Here is a 26799-nt window from a genome sequence, read left to right on the forward strand (position 1 = left end):
CGTGTCAAGCATTGCATTTTATACACTGGGTTGTAAACTCAATTTTTCCGAAACCTCCACCATTGGCCGACAGGCCAAAGAACAGGGTTTTGATGTTGTTGAATTCGACCAAAGTGCCGACATTTACGTAATAAACACCTGTTCGGTAACCGAAAATGCCGACAAAAAATGCAAAAAAGTAGTGCGTGATGCCAAAAAGCAAAACCCCGATTCTTCCGTAATTGTTATAGGTTGTTATGCCCAACTGAAACCTCAAGAAATAATTGATATTGAAGGAGTTGATATGGTGTTGGGTGCAGCCGAAAAGTTCAATTTAATCGAACATTTAAACAAGCTAAAAGACGAACGAAAAGTGGTTTACAATGCCAACATAAAAGAAACGAATGTGTTTGTACCCGGCTTTTCGGTGGGCGACAGAACCCGAAGTTTCCTCAAAGTGCAGGACGGCTGCGATTATTTCTGTTCGTTTTGCACCATTCCGCTGGCACGGGGCAAAAGCCGCAGCAACACAGTAGCCGAAACCATTAAAGTAGCCAATCAGGTGGCCGCCACAGATATTAAAGAAGTGGTTCTAACTGGCGTAAACATTGGTGATTTTGGCGTGGACACCGACGAGACATTCTTTGATTTGGTGTTGGAGCTTGACAAAGTAGCAGGCATAGAACGTTTCAGAATAAGCAGCATTGAACCCAATTTGTTAGAAAATCGGATTATTGAATTTGTGGCCAACTCCCGAAGATTTGTACCTCATTTTCATGTACCATTGCAAAGCGGCAGCAACGAAATTTTGCATAAAATGCGACGAAAATATGAACGAGAATTGTATGCCGACCGCGTTGCCACCATCAAAAAATTATTGCCCCACGCGTGTATAGGAGTGGATGTAATTGTTGGTTTTCCTGGGGAGTCGGACGAACATTTTCTCGAAACATATAACTTCCTCAAAGATTTAGATGTTAGCTATTTGCACGTTTTTCCTTATTCGGAACGAGCGAATACTACTGCCAAAAAATTACCGGAAAAAGTAAACCCAAAAACCAAAAACGAACGTGCCGACATGCTGCGAATATTGAGCGATAAAAAGCGGATGGCCTTTTACAACCAACATTTGGGCAGCCACCGAACTGTGCTTTTTGAAGCCGAAGAAAAAGGCGATTTTATGTATGGCTTTACCGACAACTACGTAAAAGTAAAAGCGGCCTATGACCAAAATTTAGTCAACCAATTGGTAGATGTTGAACTACAAAACATCGACAACGACGGCGTGGTTTCGTGCGTATTGGTGAGTGAGTTGGTGTGAGATATAGACCTTCCAGGTTTAAAAACCTATAAGGTCTGGTCGTGGTTATTAAACCAAACAATTTGTAGTTTAGCCATCAATTTTTAATTGAGATAAATATGACCCCGTCCACAGAGCATAACGAACGTATTGCCAAAATGACTTTTGCCTCGGTATATCCACATTATGTGACAAAAGCGGAGAAAAAAGGCAGAACAAAAGAAGAACTGCATCAAGTCATTGAATGGCTTACAGGATTTAACGAACAGAAAGTGCAAGAATTGATAGCCGAAAAAGTCACTTTTGAAATCTTTTTTGCACAGGCAAATCTCAATCCCAATGCTGAACTGATAACCGGAATGATTTGTGGCTATCGAATTGAAGAAATTGAGAACCCTTTGACCAAACAAGTTCGATACTTAGACAAATTGGTAGATGAGCTTGCCAAAGGACGAAAAATGGAAAAGATTTTAAGATAAATTTTCAGGAATAAACACATGAAAGAAATCAGTCTTCTCTTTCTATTGCTGGCATTGTTAGCCGAAATTATTGGCACCATCGGAGGCTTCGGTTCTTCGGTGTTTTTTGTGCCAATCGGTAATTTTTATTTCGATTTTCATTCGGTTTTAGGCTTAACAGCTCTTTTTCACCTTTCGAGCAATTTCAGTAAAATTGTTCTTTTTAAACAAGGTTTAAACCGCAAACTGCTCGCCACCATTGGCATTCCGTCTATTGTATTTGTTATTATTGGCGGTGTATTGACCAAATATATTGAGAACACCTATTTAGAAATAATTTTGGGCATTTTTTTAACCTCATTTAGTCTGTTTTTTCTATTAAAAAGCTCCACCATTATCAAACCCAGTACAAAAAATGCCATCACCGGAGGCATATTTTCAGGCTTGTCTGCCGGATTGTTGGGCACAGGTGGTGCCATTAGAGGGTTGACCATGGCTGCTTTTAATTTGGAAAAAAGTGTCTTTATTGCCACATCCGCATTTATTGATTTTATGATTGATTCGGCACGAACCATTGTCTATTTCAAAAACGGATACATCCACTCGCATGATTTAAAATATGTTCCATTTCTACTGATAATTGGGGTGGTAGGTACTTTTTTTGGCAAAAAAATACTGACCTACATTCCTGAGTCAAAATTCCGAAACCTATCTCTTTTTCTTATTTTAGCAATTGGCCTTGTTACTATTTTGAAACAAATAGTGGGCTAAGGCCATCAGCATTTGGCATATTAATTCTTTGCTTTTCAAAAACATTTCCCAACCAAAAACCGCATATTCCAACAATTATTTCGGTACTTCGCAGTCAATAAAAAAGTATGTATCCAAATTTTTATTTTTTCTTTAAAGACCTCTTTGGCATCGAGATTTGGGGATTGTCGGTGGTAAACATGTTTGGTTTTTTTGTGGCCATGTCGTTTTTGGCAGCCTTGCATTTTATGACCGTTGAGCTAAAACGCAAAGAAAAAGAAGGCCTGATTACAGGAAAAAAAGAGATTAAAACCTTTGGCAAACTTCCATCAATTACCGAATATGTCAGCAATGCGGCTTTGGCTTTTATTTTCGGTTATAAATTCATTTTTTTGATTACCAATGCCCAAACCCTCTCGCCTGATATACAAAGTCATCTATTTACCAGCGAGGGAAGCATGATTTGGGGTTTGGCTCTTGCTGCACTTTCGGTAGGTTTGAAATACCTCGAGGCACAAAAAATAAAAAAACAATACCCCCAACCCGTTCAGAAAGAGACCATTATACACCCATACCAGCACATGGGTACTCTGACTCTTTTGGCTGCTGCCGTTGGGTTGCCTGGTGCCAAATTGTTCGACAGCATGGAGCGGTGGAGTGATTTTATCAAAAATCCGATTCAAGATTTTTTAAACCCATTTAGCGGCCTCACGTTTTATGGCGGTTTGATATGTGGCGGGGCAGCCGTGCTATGGTATGCACACAAAAAAGGCATTCATTGGCGGCACATGCTCGATGTGGGTGGCCCAGCCATGATGATGGCTTATGCCGTGGGCAGAATTGGTTGCCACATGTCAGGCGATGGCGATTGGGGCATTATCAACAACCGCCCAAACCCCGGTTTTTTGCCCGATTGGTTGTGGGCATACACCTATCCAAACAACGTGGCCAACACCACCGACCCAATAGACAAAGTGCCTTATCTTGGCGATGGAATTCCTGTGTTGGAGTTTCCTGTTTGGCCAACTCCCATATACGAAACCATCATTGGTTTGGCCTTCTTTGGCATACTTTGGTATTATCGAAAACGCATAAAAACACCCGGAATATTGTTTAGCCTATATTTGTTTTTGACAGGTTTTGAGCGTTTTTGGATAGAAAAAATTCGCACCAACGTTGATTTGGATATTCTCAGAATGAAGATAACCCAAGCCACCCTTATCTCGGTTGCTCTGATGATTTCGGCTGTTGGTTTGTATTTCTGGTTTTCAAAAAACAAAACGATAAAAGAGGCCGAGCTGCCTATTATAGAGTCCGAAAGCTGATTTACCGAATAAAATATTAAGTTTTTAGTGGATTTAAAAATTGTTCATACCGAATTGTTGCCCGCTTATTTAGAGGCGATTCCAACTAATTTGGCTCCAAAATTTGATGCACTTAAAGATGCTGAAATATCCACCGACTCATTTGGTTTTTACACGTCTGTTTCATCCGTTTTTTCCAGCAAGATAGAGGGAGAAGAAATTGAATTAGACAGCTATGTGAAACACAAAAGGTTTGGTATTCAATTTCTGCCCGATTATACAAAGAAAATAGACGACCTGTACGATGCTTATTTATTTGCTCAAACTCACGTTCTGAACAAACCGAATGTAGATGAAGTACATAGACTTTTGGCTAAAAATTTTGTTCAGAAACAATTTCTTGGCAATACACGAACACAAAATATGTTTGTGAGCTCTACTGACGGGAAAATTGAGTATGTGGCCGCTTCACCACAATTGGTTAATGACGAAATGACCAAGTTTTACCATGATTTAGAAGTTTTGTTACAAGATGCATTATCCGTAGAAGAAGTATTTTTTTATGCCTCTATGCTGCACTTGATTTTTGTAAAAATCCACCCATGGAGCGACGGAAATGGCCGCTCTGCTCGTTTGCTAGAAAAATGGTTTATTGCTCAAAAGCTTGGCCAGAAAGCTTGGTTTCTTCAAAGCGAAAAAAACTATTACCAACAACACCAAACATACTACAACAATTTGCGGGTTTTAGGTTTAGAATACCCTGAACTTGACTACTCAAAAGCTCTCCCTTTTCTACTGATGTTGCCTGATTGTTTGAAATTGAATGAATGAGGAAATGGTTTACCATATCGTTCTCAATCTTTTTGGTGACATTCAAAACTCTGGCCTCTGAGACCACCAAATGGACATTTTATTCCGAATTAAACACCATTTTTAATAAAAATTTAGATGATTTGGGTGTGTACAATTTTCCCAAACTTGATCAATTTCCGGATAAAGATTGGCGTGCAATACCTCTCGAAAAATTTGAAAACAACCCTGGCAAGTTGTTCAAACCAAATATGGCCAACAACCTTAAACTTGAAACCGGAGCCATTAGAAAAATTGGTGTTAACGGAGCATTTTTTACCGGAATTGCCTACACCCGCCTCTGTGGAAATGGCGATTGGTATAAACTCCGATTTTCGGACATGGTGGATGCAGAACGTGGCTTTGTGCTCGGCACTCAATTTCAACCAATTCAGTTTTACTACCGCTACCATTTGATAGGTTTTAATGTAGGTTATGCCATTTCAGAAAAATTTAAAAACAGCCATTTTGAACATCGATTAAAATTTGCCTTTAACGCCTCAAACACAATAATGAGTGATTTTAGACTTGAAGGAATACTCAAAAATCAGAATAAATACTATTATCAGAAAGACCTCAACTATAAGGATTTTGCCACCTTATTTTATCCATCAGTCAGCTATCAAGCAAAGATTTTAGAACAAAGCCACCTTCAGTTTTGGTTTAACTCCGGTTTCAACTTCAGCTATATACCTACGCCAAAAGACTACAGACAAAATACATATTCGCATTACGTAAAATCGAACATATATCAATTTTATTTTGGTATTTTAGCATGTTGGAAATGAAAAAACTTGCTGTTATAGTTTTCATATCACTTGTCAAAGTGGCATGCTTTGCTGGCCAATCGTTTTTCAAAAAAGACAGCAAATGGCAACCAACTTTTGGGGTGCAACAAGTTCATAGCTCGCCGGTAGAAAAGTTTATGATTGGCACCAAAATATATCCTTTAAATTATCAATTAGTAAGTAAAAAGAATCCGCTCCGAGGAGGCCCGAGTCATACATTATCTAATAGAATATCCTTTATGACCAATATTAGTTTTGAATTAGGAATTGAAAGAAAAATAGCGAAAAACAATTTGTTAAAATTCTCCGTCAATGCTTCAAACTTCAACAATACATCAACCAACTTTTCAAACTTCCCTATCCCTTATTTTATTATAGATGAGACTTCGATTTTAAAATTTACATACAATTATCAGACGATATCAGCTGCAACATCATATTTCTTTGAGCAGGATTTATTCAACGCTAAATTTAGGCATCGCATGGGTATTGGAGTCAGGTACTCGTATGTTTTATTGACCAAATATCTTTATGAATTGGAATATTCAGCAACTGAAGTTGCACATTTATGGGACTACGATTTAACCCCAAATGACAAAATCGGTCGATTAAGCCCCGTATTTTCTTATGAGTTTCGATTTTTTACATCCAAGTATTTGGACTTTTGGATTATGACCAACACTACTATGTTTAAAAAACTTCAATTGCCCGATAGCGGTTCTCTTAATCCGCAAAAATTACCTTTAATACAGCATAGCTGCGTTGGTTTTTTATTTCAATGCAAAAAACCAAAACCTAACATGCGAATAATACAACTTGATTGATAAAAGGCACGGGTAGAATAATCGTTTTGATGTTTTTTTCTTTGCTCTTTTTGGTAATGTCCTGCATGCCTCGAAGCAATAAGATTTTTATTGCTTCGGATGAATTATATGGCATCATTTTGTACGAACGAAAGCAGGAGTTTCAACTGCTTTTTAACGGATTTAATAACGCCACTGGCACCTACGCTTTGAGCGGAGACACCATTTATTTAACCTATTTCGATAACCAGTTTAATGAATTTGACCTCAACCAAAAGCTGACTCGCAAAATTTTGATAGACACAAAAAATGGAAAAGTGCAATCTATGGATGATAGAATGAGGTTTTGTGCCAATATTGCGTTGGATAGAAGGAAATGACCTTAATCTTTTTATGTAAAAAATGGCTTTCTTCGTAAACTTAAATATGTTGGTAAGTAGATTATTTTGGAGTTTGGGGCTACTTTTATTTGTAAGCTGCTGCGGCAAATCACAAGATACGATTCGATTTGAAACCAAACCAAAGGTTATTTTAAAAAGTTGGTATCCGGAGTTTAAAGCCTTTCCTGAACTTAAAGTTGGGGAAACCCAAACGCTGTTCACAACTATTCCCATTTTTGAAAATACACCGTTAAGAGATAACGACATAAACTTGGAGGTTGCCGTTGATTCAGTAAGCATTGAAGAAACCGAAAAGACAAATCAATACAATATTACGGTTGATAAAACTAGCCTATCCCACCTGGAGATTGAGGTTTGGTTTGATTTAGGTAATACTTCCATTCTTATTTTAGAAAATTCAACTTGGATGGATATAAGAAAAATTTACCCGATAAAGGATAATCGAGTGATGATAGAAAAGATAAAACTAAGAATTGCAAATTAACCCTTTAAAAAAATTGCCGGCCACCAGAAAGATTGTCAATTTCTTGGCAAAACAATTTCACCCCTACGGGGTTCATCATTCCAATATCCAACCTTTTTTATTATTATTTTGCTCCAACGGAGCTTTATTCTGACGATACGAATAAACGCAGATTTACAGTGTGAAAAAAATGAAACGTGAATAATGAGAACACATAACAGCCCCATAGGGACAACATCATAATATAAAATCCACCCAGCTCCGCGGGGGCGATATTGACCATATTTCACATTTCAACAATTCTACCCGAAACAGAAAATCTTCATTATATCCAAAAACCAAATTATATCCAAAAAAATCCACTTCCTATAACTAATTGATTATCAATAGAATAATATTTTAAAAAATCGAAACAACGTAAGATTATTCGACTTTACATTTGCGGCGAATTAGGAAGAATTGAAAAACCGTTTCAAAAGTGGGTTGTCTTTCGTGATAGCGTTGCTGTTGTTGTTTCAATTGGCAGCACCTTTTTTTAGGGTAAAAAACTATTCTGAAACCACTCCATATACCGAAACCGAAATTAATTTTGAATTAGACGAAAATTCAGATTTTAGCTCCGGAAACACGTTTTCCTCTTTCTATTTTTTTGAGTCAAGTTGTTCCAACTTCCATCGTGAAAACATCGAAACAAAAGCCGCACTTCGGTTTTCTAACGCCAACTTGTTCAACAAACAACTTCCACTCTATCTAAAATACCACGCTCTCAAGCTGCACTGTTAGAGGGCATCTAACCTCGTAAACCAAACCACCCCCTTTATTTAGTATTGAAATTTTAGCAATTCAACATGAATAAGCATGAATTGGTGTGGGATGAAAGTCATCTCATCCATCTGTTGCAACATTATTTGCCAAGCCAGGCACCTTTAAAAGATTTTATACACCACAATACCCTGCATGGTTTTCAGCAGGAAGAATTTTTTGATGCATTGGGACACGCCAAGCATGTTTTCGGCTATAAAACGAGCTTATCGTTAGATCGATATAGAAAATTCTACAAAGATGGAAAGATAAATCCCTATCAATTAGAGCGAAGCATGGAGAGCTTTAACCAAAAAAAAGGGACAGATTTTACTCTTGACTCCGTATTGCATGGTTCAGCAAAATTGACTATAAAACCTACAGTTGGCCAACTTCGCAGCAAATGGAAACAGCTCTATCAGGTTGATTTGAATGCACTTACACACTCCAAACTGTTTCGGGTGTTAAATGCCTACATTGATCAAGGTGTAGCTATTTGGCAGTTTCCAGTTTCGGAGGGCGGCCTAATTTCTTCGTTGAGGGCTCTTGAAAGAAACAGCATGGTTTCTATGTTCAACACACCTCGACCACAAATGTTATTGGCTCAAAAGAAGCTGTCCATCAAGCATTTGTTGCATCTTGTGGTGGGCAATGAAGCATTTTTTGATAATTATGTGGTCGATCAACAGTTTGCTCATCCTGGCTGGTCGGGCATGGTGTCCGTTTTGGAGCAAAACCAAGCTTTGCTTCTCGACAAAAGAAAAATTAGCCTAAATGATTTAATCATTTTTGAATTACTTCTCGAAATTGATGCTCTTGACCAACGTTTTGGTATGCAATGGAAACCATTGGGATACAACGATAGTCTTACCCCTATTGATTTATTTGAAAAACCACAAAAAGAGGTTTTCAACCAACTGGTAGAAATATGGCAAGTGGCATTTGAAAACACCACCTACGACCAAGCTTTGTCAGCTATAAGAAATATAGCACCAAAAGAACCGAACATTGCCCGAGATGATTTTCAGGCACTTTTTTGTATTGACGACCGCGAGTGTTCGATTCGTAGATACATTGAAAATGTGGCCTTGCAACAAAAAATTGGTTGCCACACCTTTGGCACACCAGGTCATTTTGGGTTGGAATATTATTTTCAGCCCGAAAACGGAAAATTTCACACGAAGGTTTGTCCTGCACCAGTATCTCCCAACATTTTGGTACAAGAAAAATCGAGCAACATTAAGCGAAAAAAAGATTTTCATTTTTCAAAACAAACGCATGGATTTTTGCTTTCGTGGCTAATTACTCACACCGTTGGGCTTATTTCCTCTTTGAGATTAATAAGAAGCATTTTTTATCCAAAAAATGAAGCCGCAGCCAACTCTTCGTTTCATTTTATGTCAGAACAATCTAACCTAAACTATCAGTTTAATCCCGAAAACCCCGAATCGGCTGATGGATTGCAACTTGGTTTTAAAGTGGAGCAAATGGCCGACAATGTTGAAAAAGTTCTTAAAAGCATTGGTCTTGTAAACAATTTTGCCCCGGTTATCTATATTATCGGGCATGGAGCCAGCAGCGTAAACAACACCTACTATGCAGGATATGACTGCGGGGCGTGCAGTGGCCGACCCGGTAGTGTAAATGCAAGGCTTTTTGCCAAAATGGCCAACCGAGCCGATGTAAGACAATTGTTGGAAAAAAGAAATTTATTTATACCTGACGACACCGTCTTTATTGGCGGGTTGCATGACACCACCATCGACGAAATCAGTTTTTTTGAAACATTGAGTTTGGCCGGCCAAAGCGTTGAGCAACACGAACGCTTTTCAGCCATATTTAAAAAAGCCCTAAAACTCAATGCCAAAGAACGTTCAAGAAGATTTATCGGTATCAATACCTCCAAAAGTCTTGAGAACATTCATGGTAAAATAAAGAAGCGGGCAGTGGCCATTTTTGAGCCTAGACCGGAGTGGAATCACGCCACCAATTGTTTTTGTATTATCGGAAACCGAAATCTTACCCATGGGTTGTTTCTTGATAGACGGGCATTTTTGAATAGCTACGATTATAAAACCGACCCCGACGGATTGTATTTAACCAACATTCTAAACGCTGCTGCTCCAGTGTGCGGAGGCATTAATCTTGAATATTATTTCTCTCGGGTTGATACACAAAAACTGGGTGCAGGCACCAAATTGCCGCACAACGTAATTGGGCTAAACGGGGTGGCCAATGGCACCGATGGAGATTTGCGAACAGGGCTGCCAGGACAAATGATTGAAATGCACGACCCTCTCAGATTGTTGATGATAGTAGAACACTATTCTGAGGTGGTTTTGGCGGCTATAAAAAGGAATCCTGCAACATTTGAATGGTTTGAAAATAATTGGGTGAATCTTGTGGTTGTAAACCCTGAAACTCATCAGTGCCAACGATTTAATGGCATTTTCTTTGAAGACTATGAGCCGCTAATAAGCACAACCGACAAACAACTATCACTTGAACAATACATCGAAACATCATCCGACAATTTGCCCATCTATTTATACAACTAATGTTTAGTCAACTTTCAATTTCATCAATATTGCCACTGTTGGTTATCGTGCCTGTTTTGGTGGCCATGGGTACGCTGCTCATTAAAGAAAAATACGAAAAAGCCATTTCGTGGCTTACCATTTCTGCCACCACCGTACACCTTCTTTTAAGCCTTTGCATTATCGCTTTTTGGATTACAAATAATTTTACTCCGCTGAGTATCAAAGAGTTTGTGGTGTATAAAATGCCCGGGTATGAGTTTTATATCGATTTGTATTTCGATAAAATTACGGCGGTTTTTCTATTTCTCGGCAGCATTCTGTCTTTTCTCATTAGCATATACAGTAGCTACTACATGCACAACGAGCGGGGCTACCGTCGTTTTTTCTCCACGGTTTTACTGTTTTTTGGTGGGTATAATTTGGTTATCATTTCTGGCAATTTCGAAACTCTTTTTTTGGGATGGGAAGTGTTGGGGCTTTCATCCTTTTTGCTAATTGCTTTTTATCGAAATCGGTTTTTACCCGTCAAAAATGCCGTAAAAGTATTTTCGGTATATCGTTTGGGAGATGTGGGAATATTGTTGGCCATGTGGTTGAGTCATCATTTATGGCACGCCAATGTTACGTTTTCTACCATGTCAAACATAGACTTGGTTCAAACCCAAATGATGCATCATCGGGCATTGGCAATAGCCATTTCGCTGGCCTTGATGTTTACGGCCACCATCAAATCGGCACAATTTCCGTTTAGCAGTTGGATAGCCCGTGCCATGGAAGGCCCCACACCGAGCAGTGCCATTTTTTATGGGTCGTTGGCTATTCATATTGGTGCATTTCTATTGCTCCGTACCTTGAATTTTTGGAACGCTATAGTTTGGTTTAAAGTGCTAATAATTCTTTGCGGACTTTTTAGCTTTTTGGTTTCCACCTTTATTGCCAGAGTTCAGTCATCTATAAAAGCCCAAATCGCATTTTCAAGTTCGGCACAAATTGGGCTAATTTTTGTCGAAATTGGCTTTGGTTTCGAAACGCTTGCCCTGATACACATTGTCGGAAACGCATTTTTAAGAACCCACCAGTTGCTGATTTCCCCATCATCGGTGGCTTACAAAATGCGGGAGCAATTTTTTAACTTCAAACCTAAAAAAGAAGATAAAAAGAAATGGTTTGGCAGCAAGCTGCAAATGACGATTTACAATCTGAGTTTGAACGAATGGCACTTGGATGATTTTTTGTTTCGCACACTTTGGATGCCACTCAAGAAAATTGGTAGCAACCTCAACTTTATAAATACCAGCAACTTACTCATTTTTATCGGGCCTTTGTTTGCCGTGGGCAGCATTGCCCTCTTCTATAAAGACCGTATCCCAACCGAGCTTTCCCAATATCTACCAGAACTAATGGCACTTATTGGTTTGATTTTGGTTATCAAGGCATTTACCGAGCGAAAAAGCCCCAATTTGGCCTTGTCATTGGTCATATTAAACCATTGCTGGGTGGCCTTGGCCGTTTCGTTTAATGAAGCTGTAAATTGGGAACACGTTAGCATCTATTTGGGCGGTGTACTCATTTTTGGTGTAATAGCCTATACAGCTTTATTTATTCTAAAACGACACGAAAATCACGTGTTCCTAAATCGATTTAACGGGCATGTAAACCACCACAAAACATTAGCCACTGTCTTTTTGATTGGCAGCATTGGAGTGGCTGGGTTTCCGATATCTCCCACATTTATAGGCGAAGATTTAATTTTTAGTCACATCCATAGCGAGCAGCTCTTTTTGGCTGTTTTTGCATCCCTCAGTTTTATTATCGATGGTCTTGCACTCATACGCATATACGCCAGAGTGTTTTTGGGGCCAAGCACCAAACCCGGAATAGAAACCGCTTACCGCTCAGCATAATTATTAAAGAAAAAGAAAAATTAATATTCAATGAATAGTATTAACAAAAAGGGAATTGACAGTTTAAAAGAGTTTTGGACTGCCGATTTAAAAGCCGGATTTAACGTATCTCTCATAGCCCTGCCATTGTGTTTGGGCATTGCCTTAGCCAGTGGTTTTCCGCCAATGGCCGGATTGTTTGCTGCCATTGTTGGTGGTTTGGTGGTTTCTAGAACCAACGGTAGTTGGGTCACCATTACCGGCCCTGCGGCAGGTCTAATTGTGGTTAATTTAGCCGCCATCGAATCTTTGGGCGAAGGTGACAGAATTGCGGGGTATCCTTATGCTTTGGCTGCCATTGTGGTTTCAGGTGCATTTATCGTACTGTTAGGCTTTTTAAAATTCGGAAAACTGGGCGATTTTTTCCCCAGTGCTGCAGTGCACGGAATGTTGGCTGCAATTGGAATTATCATCATTGTAAAACAATTTTTTGTTGCCATTGCTGTGGCCGCCGGAGGCCACGAAATGTATGAGGTAATAGCCGAAATGCCCACCGCTCTGAGACATGCCAACCCCGAGGTAATCTTAATCTCCGTGGTTTCATTGCTCATTCTTATTTTTTACCCCAAAGTAAAAGTGAAATGGGTTAAAGCCATTCCTGCACCAATTTGGGTATTGCTCGTGGCTATTCCGCTCGAATTTATTCTTGATTTTGAACACGAACATACCGTTCGGTTTTTAGCCGAAGATCATAAAGTAGGGCCACAACTTTTGGTACATTTGCCTGAAAATGTGATGGATGCGGTGCAACTTCCCGACTTTTCAAAATCAGGAACCTCTGTATTTTGGATGGCCGTATTAAGCATCACATTAGTAACGGCCATTGAGTCTGTATTAAGTGCTTTGGCTGTTGACAAAATGGATCCGGAACATCGAAAATCAAACTTAGATCAAGATTTAAAAGGGCTTGGTTTTGGGGCAATGGCCTCGGGTGCTATTGGTGGTTTGCCCATGATTTCGGAAATTGTGCGAAGCACGGCCAACATTCAAAGCGGGGCAAAAACACAGTGGTCAAACTTCTTTCACGGTTTGTTTCTATTGTTTTTTGTTTTGGTGGCCGGCTCGTTAATTAAACATATTCCTCTGGCTGCGTTGGCCGCCATGCTTATTTTTACAGGTTTCAGGTTAGCTTCTCCCAAAGAGTTTAAGCACGTGTGGCATACCGGAAAAACAGAATTTGTGGTTTTTGTGGTAACCATTTTTATGGTATTGTTTACCGATTTATTGATTGGCGTGGCCTGCGGTTTGGCGTTGAGCATTTTGTTTGTATTGCTCAAAAAAGTACCCCTAAACAACTTATTTAAAGCTCATTACAGCACAAAAAACAGCCAAAATGGTGTTGAGATTATGGCCTCAGATAACTTAACTTTTTGCAACTATTTGAGTTTGAAAAAAGAAATAGTAAAACACCTTGACAAAAACTTGATCATCAACATAAAAAACTGCCACTATGTAGATGCCTCTGTTAACCACCACCTGCATGGTTTAGAAAAAGAATTTAGTCAGAAAAAACTTTCCTTTTCTGTTGTTAACAGTTAAATTGTTCCAAAAAAATCAAACTAACTCATGGAATAAAAAACTTCGTATCCAATTTGCAGGATTATTGTTATTTACTGCCATAAATTAACGACCAAATACTTTCCTACTTCCTTTGGTCGAAAAGCGTCTATTTTGCTGTATAATTTTGATATTTGACGGCAAATTGATGCCATTTATGTTTCCATTTAAAATTGAACATAGAAAATTTGGAAAATATTTGAACCCAGTCAAAATTGCAATTACCTCAATATAAGTGTATTATACACTTTCCACAGAAGTCCCATCCTTTTAGGGAAGGTCAAAGGAACTCCAATTTTTTAATTGGAGTTTTAATGTATAAGAAATTATCCTAAGTTCTTGTACATTCCATTCATTTTCAATGACATAAATATTAAACTGACTTTAAATTGAAAGTTTTACCCATAACTCCTTTTTAACTTTAGCAACGTTTAATATACCACCCTACTACCTCCAGCCACCGCCCAAAGCTCGATATAAATCAACCGTTGCCAGCAACTGTTCTTTTTTAGTTTCCACCAGTTCAACTCGAGCTTCCAGAGCATCTCTTTGGGTAAGTAACACCTCCATATAGTCTGCTCTTGCCGATGCAAACAAGCTATTGGCAATGTTTATGGACTCCGTTAAGGCATTTACCTGTAACTGCTTTAGGGTAAACTGATTTTCGAGATTCTGAATTTTTGAAACTTTATTGCTTACCTCTACATATCCGTTTAATATTTTTTGCTGATAGGCCACCACTGATTGAATTTGACGAGCATTAGCATTTTTATATTCGGCAATTATTGCCCTTCTATTGATGAGTGGAGCCACCATGTCTCCTGCCAAATTATACAACATAGATTCAGGAGCTTTTACCAAATATCCGGCATTGAACGCTTGAAAACCAATGCCTGACGTAATGCTAAACGAAGGATAAAAGTTAGCCCTTGCCACTTGCACATCCAATTTATTGGCTTGTAGGTCAAGCTCGGCTTCCCGAATATCTGGTCGGTTTGCAAGTAAATCTGATGGAATACCAGCATACACCTTTCGTGGTGTCAACTCATTAAACTGCTCTGAATTTCGTAAAACAGGCTGCGGAAAACGGCCAACCAAAAAGTTGATGTAATTCTCGGTTTCAACAATTTTTTGTGCAATGTTGTACCTTAAACTCTTATTTTTTAGTACTTCCGCCTCAAACTTTTTGACCGCAAGCTCGGTGGTTTGTGCCGATTGTTTCAGCAGTTTCACTATCTCTAATGCATTTTCTTGAATGGTAATGTTTTGGTTAACAATCTCCATCTGATTGTCTAAAGCCAACAATTCGTAATATGCGTTAGCTATTTCACCTATCAAATTGGTAATCATAAAATTACGACCCTCTTGCGAAGCTAAAAATCGTTTGTATGTCGATTTTTGAGCGTTCCTCAATTTGTGCCATACGTCCACCTCCCAACTAATATCTGCCATTAGGCCAATATCGGTTAATGGTTCGGGTAAGGCCTTCCCCGGCTCGGCCTCCACGGTATGTTCGGTTGCCCCCATCAGCGTATATCTCCCTGGTTTTTCAAATCCTGATCCGGCTCTAAATCGGGCAAAAGGAAGGTATTCACCACTTTTTGCCCGAGCTTCGTTTCGCATTATCTCAATTTCTTGCGATACAATTTTTAACTCCTGATTGTTGTGCAGAGCGGTATCAATAAGATTTACCAAAAAAGTATCCTTAAAAAAATTTTTCCAGTTTATGGTTGCCGAATTGATCGAGTCCACCCTCAAAGCATACTTTTGGGGTGTATTCGCATCCGCATTTGGCGAAATGACAGAGGGTATTTTGCAGGCATTTAGTTGTAAAACAACAATGCCTGCAAGTGTTATCTTTAATAAGTTTTTAGTGATTTTCATTTTTATTACTGTTTGTGTTGTTTGATGAATAATCAATTAAGTCTTCAGATAGAGGCGAAAAATCTTCGTTTTGAATGAGCGTTCTGCCTTTGGCAATATTGGCAAAGATGAAATACAAGCCCGGAACTACCAGCACCCCAAAAATTGTCCCGAAGAGCATGCCACCCAACGCAGAACCGCCAATGGTTCTATTGCCAATAGCCCCTGCTCCGTTTGCCAACAACAGCGGTATCAAGCCCACTACAAAAGCAAACGAAGTCATTAAAATAGGACGAAACCGCACCTTTGCCCCCTCTACGGCGGCCTCCAAAATAGTGGCTCCCTCTCTGTTTTTTTGAACGGCAAATTCCACAATAAGCACCGCATTTTTCCCTAATAAACCCACCAGCATAATCAACCCCACTTGTGCATACACATCGTTTGCCAAGCCCATAATTTTTAGCAACATAAACGAGCCAAAAACTCCAATGGGCAGTGAAAACAAAATGGCCATTGGCAAAATGAAACTTTCGTATTGTGCAGCCAGCACCAAATAAACAAATATCAAAACTATGGCAAATACAATGATGGATTCGTTTCCTCTTTTGGCCTCGTCATACGATAATCCTTCCCAAGCAATGTCATACCCATTTGGCAACTTGGCCGCCACTTCTCTAATGGCTGCAATGGCATCCGCCGTGGTATATCCCTTGGCCGGCAAACCCTGAATGGATGCTGAATTGTACATATTATATCGGGTAATTTCATTGGGTCCTTGCGATTTTCGCAATTTCATAAAGGAAGAATAAGGCACCATTTCATCGTGGTCATTCTTCACATACATATTTAAAATATCAGAGGGTAGTTTCCTAAATTCGGGAGCCGATTGCACGTAAACCTTAAAGAATTGGCCAAAACGAATAAAACCCTGCTCGTATGTGCTGCCAATCATGATATTCAGGTTTTCCATGGCTTTGCCAATAGATACGCCTTTTTGCATGGCGGCATTGTTATCTATTTCCAATTCATATTGTGGATATGCCGCAGAAAAGAATGTAAATATACCCGTAAGCTCTTTGCGTTTGCCCAAGGCTTCCATAAATTCTTTGTTTATCTGGTCGAATTGTTGATAATCTGTAGAGTTGGTTTTATCTAACAATCGCATAGAAAAACCGCCGGACGAACCAAAACCCGGGATAGCCGGAGGTTCAAAAAACTCAATGACAGCACCCATGTTTTTTGTTTTTTCTTCAAGTTCTTCCATTACTTCATGAACTGTATGCTTGCGTTCGTGCCAAGTTTTAAGATTTATTAAACAGGTTCCGGCATTCGAGCCACGACCTTCTGTCATAATTTCATAACCGGCCAAAGATGAAACTGACTCAATGTCTTCAATCTCTTCGCAGATATCTTGAAGTTCTCTTGAAAGATGATTGGTTCGCTCTAAGGTTGTTCCAGGAGGTGTTTGCAATATGGCATATATCGTTCCTTGATCTTCCCCCGGAATAAAGCCTGCCGGAAGCACTTTATTGGTATAAACAATACCCAACGAAAACAAAACCAGTACTAAAAAGGTAACCAATCTTCTATTGACAATGCGTTTTAATATTTTTACGTATCTATTTGTCAATCCGTCAAAACCATTGTTAAACCAATTCAAAAATCGCTGAACCGGGCTTTTGCTAACCTTGTGTGGGTCGTGTTTTTTAAGCAACATGGCACAAAGCACCGGGGTTAGTGTGAGTGCCACAATGGCCGAAAGCACAATAGAACTGGCCATGGTTATCGAAAATTGGCGATAAAAGGTTCCAACAGGGCCACTCATAAACGCTATGGGCACAAACACCGAAATCATTACTAACGAAATGGCAATGATAGCTCCCGTTATTTCGCCCATTACTTCCCTGACAGCCATGTAAGGCGAAAGGTATTTTTCATTCATTTTGGCATGCACTGCCTCCACTACTACAATGGCATCGTCCACCACAATACCAATGGCAAGCACCAATGCAAAAAGGGTTATTAGGTTGATGGACAGACCAAACAATTTCATCACGAAAAAAGTTCCGATGAGGGAAACCGGAACGGCCAAAATGGGAATAAGCGTTGAACGCCAATCGCCCAAAAATAGAAACACTACAAGAGCCACCAATAAGAAAGCATCGCGAAGCGTATGAAGCACCTGTTCTATGGATGCATCTAAAAACGATGAAACATCATAACTTATTTGATAATCTAAACCCGGCGGAAAGTTGGCTTTCATTTCATTTAATTTGGCTTTTACCTCATCAATCACTTCCGAAGCGTTGCTTCCGTAGTTTTGTTTTAATACAATGGAAGCCGACGAGTGCCCATCGAGATTGGAATAAATATCAAAAAACTCGCTACCCAATTCTATTTTGGCCACATCTTTCAAAAAAACTCTTTCACCACTTGCATTGGCCTTCACAATAATGTTTTCGTACTCTTCGGGCTTATTGTATCGACCTTTGTAAGTCAAAACATACTCTAACGACTGTGCCTCTATGCCCGAACTTTGACCAATGCGTCCGGGTCGGCCAATAATACTTTGATCTGCCAACGCTTCCATTATCTCATCCACCGAAATGTTATAGGCTCTCATTCTATCCGGATTGAGCCAAACTCGCATTGCATACCGCCGGCTACCCAAAATCTGACTTCTGGCAATACCCGAAATACGGTTTATCTCCGGAATTAAGTTGACCGTGGCATAATTGTATAAAAACTTTTCATCCAACGAATTGTCGGTACTATACAAGTTTACATACATCAACATACTGGGTTGTATGGGTGTGATGATTACCCCTTCCCGTTGCACCAACTCGGGCAAAAGTGGCATAACTTGATCCACTCTGGTTTTTACCCTTACCACCGCTTGATTGGGGTCTGTGCCGGGCTCAAAAATTATGCGAACGGTTGCCTCCCCTGCACTGGTGGCATCGGTGGCAATATACCTCATTCCCTGCACACCGTTTATTGCGTTTTCGAGGGTAATAAGGGTAGATTTAACGAGCACATCGGCACTTGCACCAGGATATGCTATAAAAATATTAACAGTGGTCGGGGCAATATCCGGAAACTGTGAGATAGGCAATTGTTTGATGGCCAACCCACCCGTAAACAATATAACCACCGACACCACGATGGCCAATACCGGCCTGTGTATGATGTTTTTAAACATAGTTTTTTTAATTATTCCGCGTGAACTGACAAATTGGAAATAACGTGACGTGGTTCTAAAAATTTGTAATGAATCTCTTGGTTTTCTTTTACTTTTCGCAAACCTTCCAGCAGTATTACATCCTTTTCGGCCAATCCTTTTATTACATAAAGGTGTGGCAATTCTGCGGTTATGGTAATTTGTTTTGGTATGACTTTGTGATGTTGGTCGATGATATAAACAAATTTTTTATCAAGCACTTCATAGGTTGCTTTTTGAGGAATAATAAGTGCTTTGTTGAGTTGGGTAGCTATTTTTACCAAACCGGTTTCACCGTGTCTCAACAATCTATCCGGATTTGGAAAGGTTGCCCGAAAAGAAATATTTCCGGTTTCGTTATTAAAATCGGCCTCAATGGTTTCAACATTTCCTTCAAACGGAAACATTTCGTGGTTGGCCATTTCAAGTTTCACCTTTAAAGTGCTATCCTTTTTTAGGTTTTTCTTATAGTTGAGATATTCGGCCTCCGATACGTTAAAATACACCCACATTTTGCTGTTATCGCTTAAATAGGTCAGCAAATCTCCTTCCTCTACAATACTGCCTTTTCGCACATAAAATCGGTCAATTATGCCGTCAAACGGAGCCCGAACTTGTGTAAACTGCAAATGCGTTTGAGAAAGAGAAAGCTCTGCAAGAGCCTTATCCAATTTGGCCTTTGCCAATGCCAGCTCGTTTGGAGATACCACCTTTTTTTCGGCCAATGCTTTTGTGTTTGAATATTCTATCTCCGCAAATTGTTTTTCGGCCAATGCCTTATTCATTTCAGCTTCGTAAATATTGGGCAAAATCTGAAACAGCAACTGACCCTTTTTTACAAATTTTCCTTCATCAACATAAATTTCTTGAATATATCCCTTTTCCAAAGCCCGCAATTCGATATGATTGATTGATTGAATTTGACACACATAATCTTTATCGAGGAAGGTGTCTAACAAAATTGGTTTTGTGGCCAAAAAGGATTGCTCCTCTTCTAAAGATTTGTGTTTGGTTGAGCAGCTTCCCAAAAATCCTACAGTTAGAAAGCTGATAATCAATAATTTGAATTTCATTTTTTGTTATATATTTTATTTTTTTTGAATTAAAAGTCCACAAAATCATAAATGATTTGGGAAATAGACGTAGTGAAACCGCCCAAGCTTTTTACGAACTTAGATGCAGTTAAAAAACACCAATAAAATCACAGAAGAAAGACCTCGCAGAGTTTGTATCTGGAGGAAAGCCGATTGGGTAAATGATTTAAAAAGTCGGTTGCTTGAAACTTGATTCCAATCGATTCAAGATTAATTTGAGAAAAAAGTTGGTAGTCGTAATCCAAAAAAACCGCAAATACCTGAACCTCAGATAGCAGTTCTTCATCGTCTTCTGATACTTCAAAAAACTTATTTACACTTGCTTCTAAAGGCTGACCAGAATGAGCATGATTTGTGAAATTAAATTCGTGTCGGGTAGAATTTTGGTTAAGGTTTTTCAAAACCTGATTATCCAAATCTCCATCTGCAAACACACCCGCAGCAACGGTTGTACAAACAAAGAAGGCTAAAAATAATCTCAAAAACTTTTTACTCATTTCTAAAAAGGCGGGGCAAAGGTATAAACCGACATGACAAAAATCATTTTTTCACAATGTCAATTTTGTGTCATTATGGATTTAAAACATCAACGCTCCGCCCGTCCAGGCCCCTTGAAAATTAAAACCTCCAGTAATGGCATCAATGTTTAGCACCTCGCCTGCCAGATATAAATTGGGGTATTTTTTAGAGCTAAAATTGGTAAAATCAATTTCGCTCAAATCAACTCCACCAGCCGTTACAAACTCATCCTTATTGGTGCTTTTGCCCACAATTTCCACTTTGGCAGAAAATATGAGTTCTGAAATTTTTGCCACCTGCTTTTTGCCAATCTCGGCATAGTTTCGAAATTCATTTATTTCGGCCAATTCACAAAGGCGTTGCCAAAATCGTTTGGGAATATTTAGAACCGGATTTTTTTGAACGAACTTTTTTGGATTCAACTGCTGTTCTTGTCGGATAGCAAGTGCAAAATCTTGCTCCGAAAAATCTGCCAACCAATTGATTTTTAATTGAAAATGGTATTGAGCCTCGGCCAACTCACGAGCTGCCCAAGCGGATAGTTTCAAGATGGCCGGCCCACTCAATCCTTCGTGTGTTATCAAAATGGCTCCCTGTTGTTTTATGCCTAATTTGGGCAAACTCACTTCCACACTTTCCAAACTTATTCCGGCCAAATCCCGTAAAATTTGGCTTGATGAATGAAAGGAAAACAAACTTGGAACAGGACGAACCATTTGCAATCCCAACTTTTCCAGCACATTCCACATCTGAAGATTGCTGCCCGTAGTAATGGCCAAACTGTGGGATTCAAAAGCATTTGTATTGGTGTGTACTACCCATTTATTCTTGTGCATTTTCACATCCACCACTCGCTGATTGATTAGCACTTTTACCCCCAACCTACGTGCTTCATTTACCAATATATCGGCAATGGTTTTAGAATCATTCGAAACGGGGAAAACCCGTCCATCGGGTTCAATTTTTAGTTTTGCACCACGCCGTTCGAACCACTCAACCGTATGTTTTGAGTTAAATCGCTGAAAAGGCTCAACCAATTCGATATGACCTCTTGGATAATTTTTGGCCAACTCGGCGGGTTGCCAAATTTGGTTGGTTACGTTGCACCTACCACCACCCGAAATTAGCACTTTTGAAAGCACTTTGTTGCTGCCTTCTATAATCCAAATTTCGGCTTTTGGAAATTTTTCGGCAGCATGAATGGCCGCAAAAAAACCCGCTGCCCCTCCTCCTATTATGATAATTTTTTTGATAATACAAAGTTAGAAATATCTATAGTATAAAGACCTGACAGGTTTTGAAAACCTGTCAGGTCTTGCAGTATGAGTTGCTTCAGGTTTTGAAATAAAAGGTGTTTTAAAAGTTGATTTGTGGCCTTGTTGATTAGAAAATTAGTAATTCTTCGGTCCTTTTACTCTGAGCCCAAAAGATATCGAGTGAGAGTTTGCACCTATTTTTTCCCTACAAATCCAATAACTTTGTCTTTACATTTGCGGCAAGTTGTGAAGAAGCAAAAAATCATAGGATGGTTGTTGTTTGGATGCTTGCTAATGCCCGTTGTTTCTGGCTTTTGTTGGCTTCAGTTTTACAAAATTTTGGTAAGAAAGGAGGTAAAACGTCAAATCATTTCCGGCATCGACAAAAAGGATTTGGTGCATTTTACCTTTACTAAATCGTTTGCAAAACAGCAACTCGATTGGAAACACAGACGAGAGTTTGTTTACAAAGGCCAAAAATATGACGTAGTGAGCCAAACCACCGGATTGGACAGCATAGAATACTGGTGTTGGCACGATACCAAAGAAACCGAAATTGACCATCAAATTCAATCCATGGCCCTATCAAACCTCAAATCTGACCCGAGAAAAGCCAAGAAATTCAATCAAATTCAGCACTTTTTTAATTCTCTTTTTCACCAATCGGTTGTGCAAACAAACTGTTTACTAAAGGGAGAATTGGTTCTATATCTAAACCTAAACCATTGTTTAACAAGTCAATACATTAAATTAGACAGCCCTCCTCCCGAATTTTTAAGTTAAAATTTTTGAACCGTTTTATTAAAAGCGGCCTGTCGCATGGTGCATCCTTGCGACAAATTGATGCTGCCTGCTTGGCATATTGCCAGCGTGCATGCAAGTTTTATTCAACTTAAAGATTTTAAAAAAATGAAGAAATATATTTTGCTCACAATGAGCATATTTACTGCGTTTTGTGCATTTTCTCAAAATGCAAAATTTACCGGAAAGGTAGTTGACCAAAACAACCAACCACTTGAAAAAGCCTATATAGAGGTGAGTGGAGGAAAAAACACGATAACCGACGCGAATGGCGAATTTTCGGTGGATTGTGCGGACTCGCTTTTATTAAAAATCACCTTTGTGGGTTTTGATGTTTTAACTAAAAAGACGGCATGTACCTCTAAAATGCAAACGTTTGTGCTTTCCACCAATCAAAACACCCTTGATTTGGTAGAAATCACCTTAACCTCCAACCCCAATAAATCGCAATTGGAGCAACCTCTTTCGATTGTAAAGATAAACGACAACGACATCAAAAGAGGCAATGGTTTGTTTATGGACGATGCCGTAAACACCAACATTCCGGGTGTTACTATGAATCGCCGAACGCAAAGTGCCGGCCAACAATTGAACATTCGCGGATACCGCAATGGATATGGCAACCGAGGTATTAGTAGCAACTTCGACATGCAGGGAGTAAAAGCATACCTCAACGGAATACCATTGACAGATGCCGAAGGAATCACCATAATGGATGACATTGATTTTAACTCGGTGCAAAACGTGGAAGTAGTAAAAGGCCCATCAGGAACCTTGTATGGATTGGCAATAGCCGGTGTGGTGAATTTGCAAACTCAAAAGGCCGAAAAAAACACCACCACAGTTGGGCAGGATGTTTTGATGGGCAGCTATGGGCTAATGCGAACCACCTCAAGAGTGGCCATTGGCGGAGAAAACTCTTCATTATTAATCAATTACGGACACCAGAATTTTGACGGATTTATGGTGCATACCCAGTCCACCAAAGATTTTATGAATGTGATGGGCGATTTCACACTAAACAAAAAGCAAAGTTTGACCACCTATTTGGGCTATAGCAACAGTTATGACCAACGAAATGGAGAACTTACCATCGAACAATACGATTCGAACGATTATTCTGGCAACCCAAAATACATTAAAAACGATGCACACTCGGCAGTAAGAACATTTAGAGCCGGAGTGGGACACACTTATAAATTCAATAAAACAGTGAGCAATAGCACCACCTTTTTTGGTAGCGGACAAAGCATCGATCAAAGTTCGGCTGGCGGTTGGACCGATAAATATCCGGTAAATTTTGGCGTTCGATCTACGTTAGAAGCCAAATTAAAACAGACAGAAAATCTAACATTGTCGGGCATAACGGGGTTAGAGCTTCAACAAATGTTTGCCCAAACCATTGGCTATAACATGGTTGCCGACAGCACCAATTTAAACGGATATAATGTAATTACCGGTTTAAAAAGCAATCAGGCCACCAACGCCAAAACTTCGTCTTATTTTACGCAATGGACAGCCCTGTTAAAAAAAGGAATAAGCATAAACGCCGGAGTTGGTTTGAGCAACATGAGCATAAAATTGGATGACCGACTTTGGGCTAATACCAACAACCATCCCAACGATGCCGATTCAAAAACCTACGAAACGTCATTTACCAATTTATTGGCTAAAAATATTGGCATCAATAAAAAATTTGGCAACACATCGGTTTATGCAAACTATTCAGACGGATACAAAACTCCGGTAGGTTCAAACATTTTGATTACCTATACGGGGCAGTTGAATAAAACCCTTAAACCGGAATACGGAAGCCAAATAGAAATAGGCACAAAATCGTCGTTGATGGACAACCGATTGTTTTATACCATTGCTGCATTTAATGTCAAATTTCAGGACAAGTTTACCGCCCAAACCGTGCAAGACCCACAAAAAACGGCAACACTTTATTCGTATTTGGTAAACGGTGGAGCATTGAACAACAAAGGTTTGGAGCTTTTGGTTAGATACGATGCACTAAAATCGAAAGACGGTATCCTCTCTGTTCTTCGACCATTCGCTAACCTGACTTTATCAAACTTTAAATACGAAAATTTTCAGTTTGAAACCATTACCAAAACTGCGGCAAAAACCGATAGCACGGTGGTTTACGACTATTCGGGCAAATCGGTGGCAGGAGTTGCCCCGCTGGTTTTTAACGTGGGTATTGACGTTGAAAGCAAAGCTGGATTTTTTGGAAACCTAACCTATAATCATCGCAGCATCATGCCTTTTACCTCTGATGGAGTGAACGAAGCGGCGGCATACAACTTGCTAAACGCAAAAATGGGTTACAAAAAACGCATCAAAAACTTGGAAGCACTTGCTTTTGCAGGGGCTACCAACATTACCGGAACAAAATACTACAACATGGTTTTTGTAAACCAATTGCCCGATGCTTACATACCAGCTCCAAACGAAATTAACTTCTTCGGAGGGCTAAACTTGAAATACTATTTTTAAAAAATGTTTGAGTTTTAAGATTTGGAACATCCTCAAAACCGATTGCTATTCGTAATCTATATTCTGAATTAGAAAGTCAACCTCATCCAAATTTGGATGAGGCTTTTTTTTACGTATGTTAAAAAACTTCGTAAACCTTTGAGTAACAATACAAAATAAGTCTTTCAAAATGATATATTTGTTTGAACTATGGGTTATCAACTTTATGCTTTTATTGGAAATGATGAATTTGAAACCGTAGGATTATCCAGATTTCGAAGAATGGAAGATTGGACGATTTAAACCGAAAATAAACACACAAAAGGTGGAGAATTTAAACTATGCCTAAACTTTACCCAAAGCGAACAAAAACCTCACCTTTTCGCTATTTCTTCCTCCAATTTGGCTTTCATCCCTTTTAAAATATTCAGCAAGCCTTTGTTAAAATGCAATCTATATTCTTCGGCGGTAATTCGGTGGTTTATTATATTTAAAATGGTTATATCCTGCACCATGCTGTCAAACACCAATGGGAATCGATTGAGGCTGTCTTTGTTTAGTTGCAGTGCTCGGCTTTGATTCTTCTCCACAGATTTGGCATAATCGAGTTTGGAAATTAATTGTGGTTTGAGCACATTGTTTTCATAGTCGATAATATTTTTATCGTGCAGTTTTATTTGACTTCGGATGTAATCTAAGAGTTGGAATTTTTCTTGCAAAACAGGTTCCGAAATGGTAGAGAGATACCCCAACGACAGAAATTCATCAATAATTGGAAAAAAATAGGATTGAGTTTGCGTGCTGAAAACGATTTTAAAATTTTCAAAAAACATCGAATCTTCATGTTTAAGATAAAACGCTTTTTGGCAAGCCAACAGGCCATTTAACATCGAATCAACAACCAAATTGTTGTGTTCGGCCACTTGCATAGAAAGATCTACTTCGTCTAAAATCCGATGGTAATAATCATTTATTTTGTCGGCTTTGTTTTGTCGTTCGCTCCAATTATTGGCCTTTACCCCCAAAACAATACCGAAACCAATTAACAAAACCTCACCTAAAGCATAGGTTAGATAATTGGTAAATTTATTTCGTGACAACAACTTTTGTTTGATTCGTTTAAACCACATACATTCAAAAATTTGAAACAATTATAAGCAAATACAATATACCAAAAGGCATTGTATAAAAAAGTGTGATAGAAATGGATTGTAAAACCCCGAACTGAGTAAGAATTAAAGCCTGCACCATCTCCCCTTAAAAATTCAATCAGTTTGATATTTAGTGGGTTATCCTCTATTTTTGGCGATGCTTTGATTTATTTATACTTTGTAAAATGAGCTTTTCATAAAAGTGCAATTCAAATTTAATTACCCAACAAAATGAATAAAAAATCGAAAATAGAAGGAAAAGTGAGTTTGCTTGAGGCCATATCTATTGGCATTGGCGGTATGGTGGGTGGTGGAATTTTTGCGGTGCTGGGTTTGGCCACAAACTTGGCCAAAGGTGGCACTCCGGTTTCGTTTCTTATTGCCGGAATTATCGCCTTGGTTACTGCATATTCCTACTCAAAGCTGTCTATAACCTACCCTGATAAAGGTGGAACAGTAAAGTTTATAAACACGGGTT

At 39.1% G+C, this 26799-nt stretch carries 22 protein-coding genes; 16 read left to right on the forward strand and 6 right to left on the reverse strand.

Annotated features, from left to right (window positions below; translation table 11 throughout):
• The first annotated feature begins 1 nt into the window (after position 1).
• From mtaB to H6607_13460, 13 genes are all read left to right on the forward strand, one after another.
• The gene (gene mtaB, locus H6607_13400; protein ID MCB9263362.1) at positions 2 to 1300 is read left to right on the forward strand and encodes a tRNA (N(6)-L-threonylcarbamoyladenosine(37)-C(2))-methylthiotransferase MtaB; all 1299 of its coding nucleotides are present in this window, start codon (positions 2 to 4) and stop codon (positions 1298 to 1300) included.
• Positions 1301 to 1398: 98 nt separating this feature from the next.
• Positions 1399 to 1758, forward strand: coding sequence for a DUF2200 domain-containing protein (locus tag H6607_13405; GenBank protein ID MCB9263363.1), 360 nt, complete (start codon positions 1399 to 1401; stop codon positions 1756 to 1758).
• A gap of 18 nt (positions 1759 to 1776) precedes the next feature.
• Positions 1777 to 2508, forward strand: a complete 732-nt coding sequence (locus tag H6607_13410) for a sulfite exporter TauE/SafE family protein (GenBank protein ID MCB9263364.1) — start codon at positions 1777 to 1779, stop codon at positions 2506 to 2508.
• A gap of 107 nt (positions 2509 to 2615) precedes the next feature.
• Positions 2616 to 3812, forward strand: coding sequence for a prolipoprotein diacylglyceryl transferase (locus H6607_13415; protein ID MCB9263365.1), 1197 nt, complete (start codon positions 2616 to 2618; stop codon positions 3810 to 3812).
• A 27-nt stretch (positions 3813 to 3839) separates the two neighbouring features.
• Entirely contained in the window at positions 3840 to 4622 is a 783-nt protein-coding gene (locus H6607_13420) for a Fic family protein (GenBank protein MCB9263366.1), read from the forward strand.
• Positions 4619 to 5428, forward strand: a complete 810-nt coding sequence (locus H6607_13425) for a hypothetical protein (protein MCB9263367.1) — start codon at positions 4619 to 4621, stop codon at positions 5426 to 5428. The genes H6607_13420 and H6607_13425 overlap by 4 nt, the downstream gene beginning before the upstream one ends.
• A complete protein-coding gene (locus H6607_13430) occupies positions 5425 to 6252 on the forward strand; it encodes a hypothetical protein (protein ID MCB9263368.1) in 828 nt (275 codons plus the stop codon). Before H6607_13425 ends, H6607_13430 begins: the two co-directional genes overlap by 4 nt.
• A gap of 65 nt (positions 6253 to 6317) precedes the next feature.
• A complete protein-coding gene (locus tag H6607_13435; protein ID MCB9263369.1) occupies positions 6318 to 6611 on the forward strand; it encodes a hypothetical protein in 294 nt (97 codons plus the stop codon).
• Between the two features lie 22 nt (positions 6612 to 6633).
• Positions 6634 to 7116: a hypothetical protein gene (locus H6607_13440; protein ID MCB9263370.1), complete on the forward strand. Its 483-nt coding sequence runs from the start codon at positions 6634 to 6636 to the stop codon at positions 7114 to 7116.
• A 438-nt stretch (positions 7117 to 7554) separates the two neighbouring features.
• Complete coding sequence (locus tag H6607_13445; GenBank protein MCB9263371.1) at positions 7555 to 7878, forward strand: hypothetical protein; 324 nt, start codon at positions 7555 to 7557, stop codon at positions 7876 to 7878.
• Between the two features lie 65 nt (positions 7879 to 7943).
• A complete protein-coding gene (locus H6607_13450) occupies positions 7944 to 10454 on the forward strand; it encodes a DUF2309 domain-containing protein (GenBank protein ID MCB9263372.1) in 2511 nt (836 codons plus the stop codon).
• 17 nt (positions 10455 to 10471) lie between these two features.
• The gene (locus H6607_13455; protein MCB9263373.1) at positions 10472 to 12340 is read left to right on the forward strand and encodes a hypothetical protein; all 1869 of its coding nucleotides are present in this window, start codon (positions 10472 to 10474) and stop codon (positions 12338 to 12340) included.
• A 30-nt stretch (positions 12341 to 12370) separates the two neighbouring features.
• A complete protein-coding gene (locus tag H6607_13460) occupies positions 12371 to 13918 on the forward strand; it encodes a SulP family inorganic anion transporter (protein ID MCB9263374.1) in 1548 nt (515 codons plus the stop codon).
• A 465-nt stretch (positions 13919 to 14383) separates the two neighbouring features.
• Here H6607_13460 and H6607_13465 read toward each other — a convergent pair whose 3' ends face one another.
• The 5 genes from H6607_13465 to H6607_13485 all read right to left on the reverse strand — a co-directional run bounded on the left by H6607_13465 (position 14384) and on the right by H6607_13485 (position 21885).
• Complete coding sequence (locus tag H6607_13465; protein ID MCB9263375.1) at positions 14384 to 15820, reverse strand: efflux transporter outer membrane subunit; 1437 nt, start codon at positions 15818 to 15820, stop codon at positions 14384 to 14386.
• Positions 15807 to 19001, reverse strand: coding sequence for an efflux RND transporter permease subunit (locus tag H6607_13470; GenBank protein ID MCB9263376.1), 3195 nt, complete (start codon positions 18999 to 19001; stop codon positions 15807 to 15809). The genes H6607_13465 and H6607_13470 overlap by 14 nt, the downstream gene beginning before the upstream one ends.
• Positions 19002 to 19012: 11 nt before the next feature.
• Positions 19013 to 20092, reverse strand: coding sequence for an efflux RND transporter periplasmic adaptor subunit (locus H6607_13475; GenBank protein MCB9263377.1), 1080 nt, complete (start codon positions 20090 to 20092; stop codon positions 19013 to 19015).
• A 128-nt stretch (positions 20093 to 20220) separates the two neighbouring features.
• The gene (locus tag H6607_13480) at positions 20221 to 20610 is read right to left on the reverse strand and encodes a hypothetical protein (protein ID MCB9263378.1); all 390 of its coding nucleotides are present in this window, start codon (positions 20608 to 20610) and stop codon (positions 20221 to 20223) included.
• An 81-nt stretch (positions 20611 to 20691) separates the two neighbouring features.
• Positions 20692 to 21885 carry an aminoacetone oxidase family FAD-binding enzyme gene (locus H6607_13485; protein ID MCB9263379.1) on the reverse strand — a complete coding sequence of 398 codons (1194 nt, stop codon included), beginning with the start codon at positions 21883 to 21885 and terminating at the stop codon, positions 20692 to 20694.
• Between the two features lie 249 nt (positions 21886 to 22134).
• On the opposite strand from H6607_13485, the gene H6607_13490 reads away from it, so the two are divergent.
• Complete coding sequence (locus H6607_13490; GenBank protein MCB9263380.1) at positions 22135 to 22671, forward strand: hypothetical protein; 537 nt, start codon at positions 22135 to 22137, stop codon at positions 22669 to 22671.
• A 150-nt stretch (positions 22672 to 22821) separates the two neighbouring features.
• Positions 22822 to 25191 carry a TonB-dependent receptor plug domain-containing protein gene (locus tag H6607_13495; protein MCB9263381.1) on the forward strand — a complete coding sequence of 790 codons (2370 nt, stop codon included), beginning with the start codon at positions 22822 to 22824 and terminating at the stop codon, positions 25189 to 25191.
• 353 nt (positions 25192 to 25544) lie between these two features.
• Here the strand turns inward: H6607_13495 and H6607_13500 are convergent, their stop codons facing one another.
• Positions 25545 to 26300, reverse strand: coding sequence for a hypothetical protein (locus H6607_13500; GenBank protein MCB9263382.1), 756 nt, complete (start codon positions 26298 to 26300; stop codon positions 25545 to 25547).
• A 270-nt stretch (positions 26301 to 26570) separates the two neighbouring features.
• Here H6607_13500 and H6607_13505 point away from each other — a divergent pair.
• Positions 26571 to 26799, forward strand: a 229-nt coding sequence (locus H6607_13505) for an amino acid transporter (protein MCB9263383.1), incomplete at its 3' end; no start/stop codon positions are given.

This window comes from Flavobacteriales bacterium, from assembly GCA_020635395.1.
Lineage (GTDB): Bacteria > Bacteroidota > Bacteroidia > NS11-12g > UBA9320 > UBA987.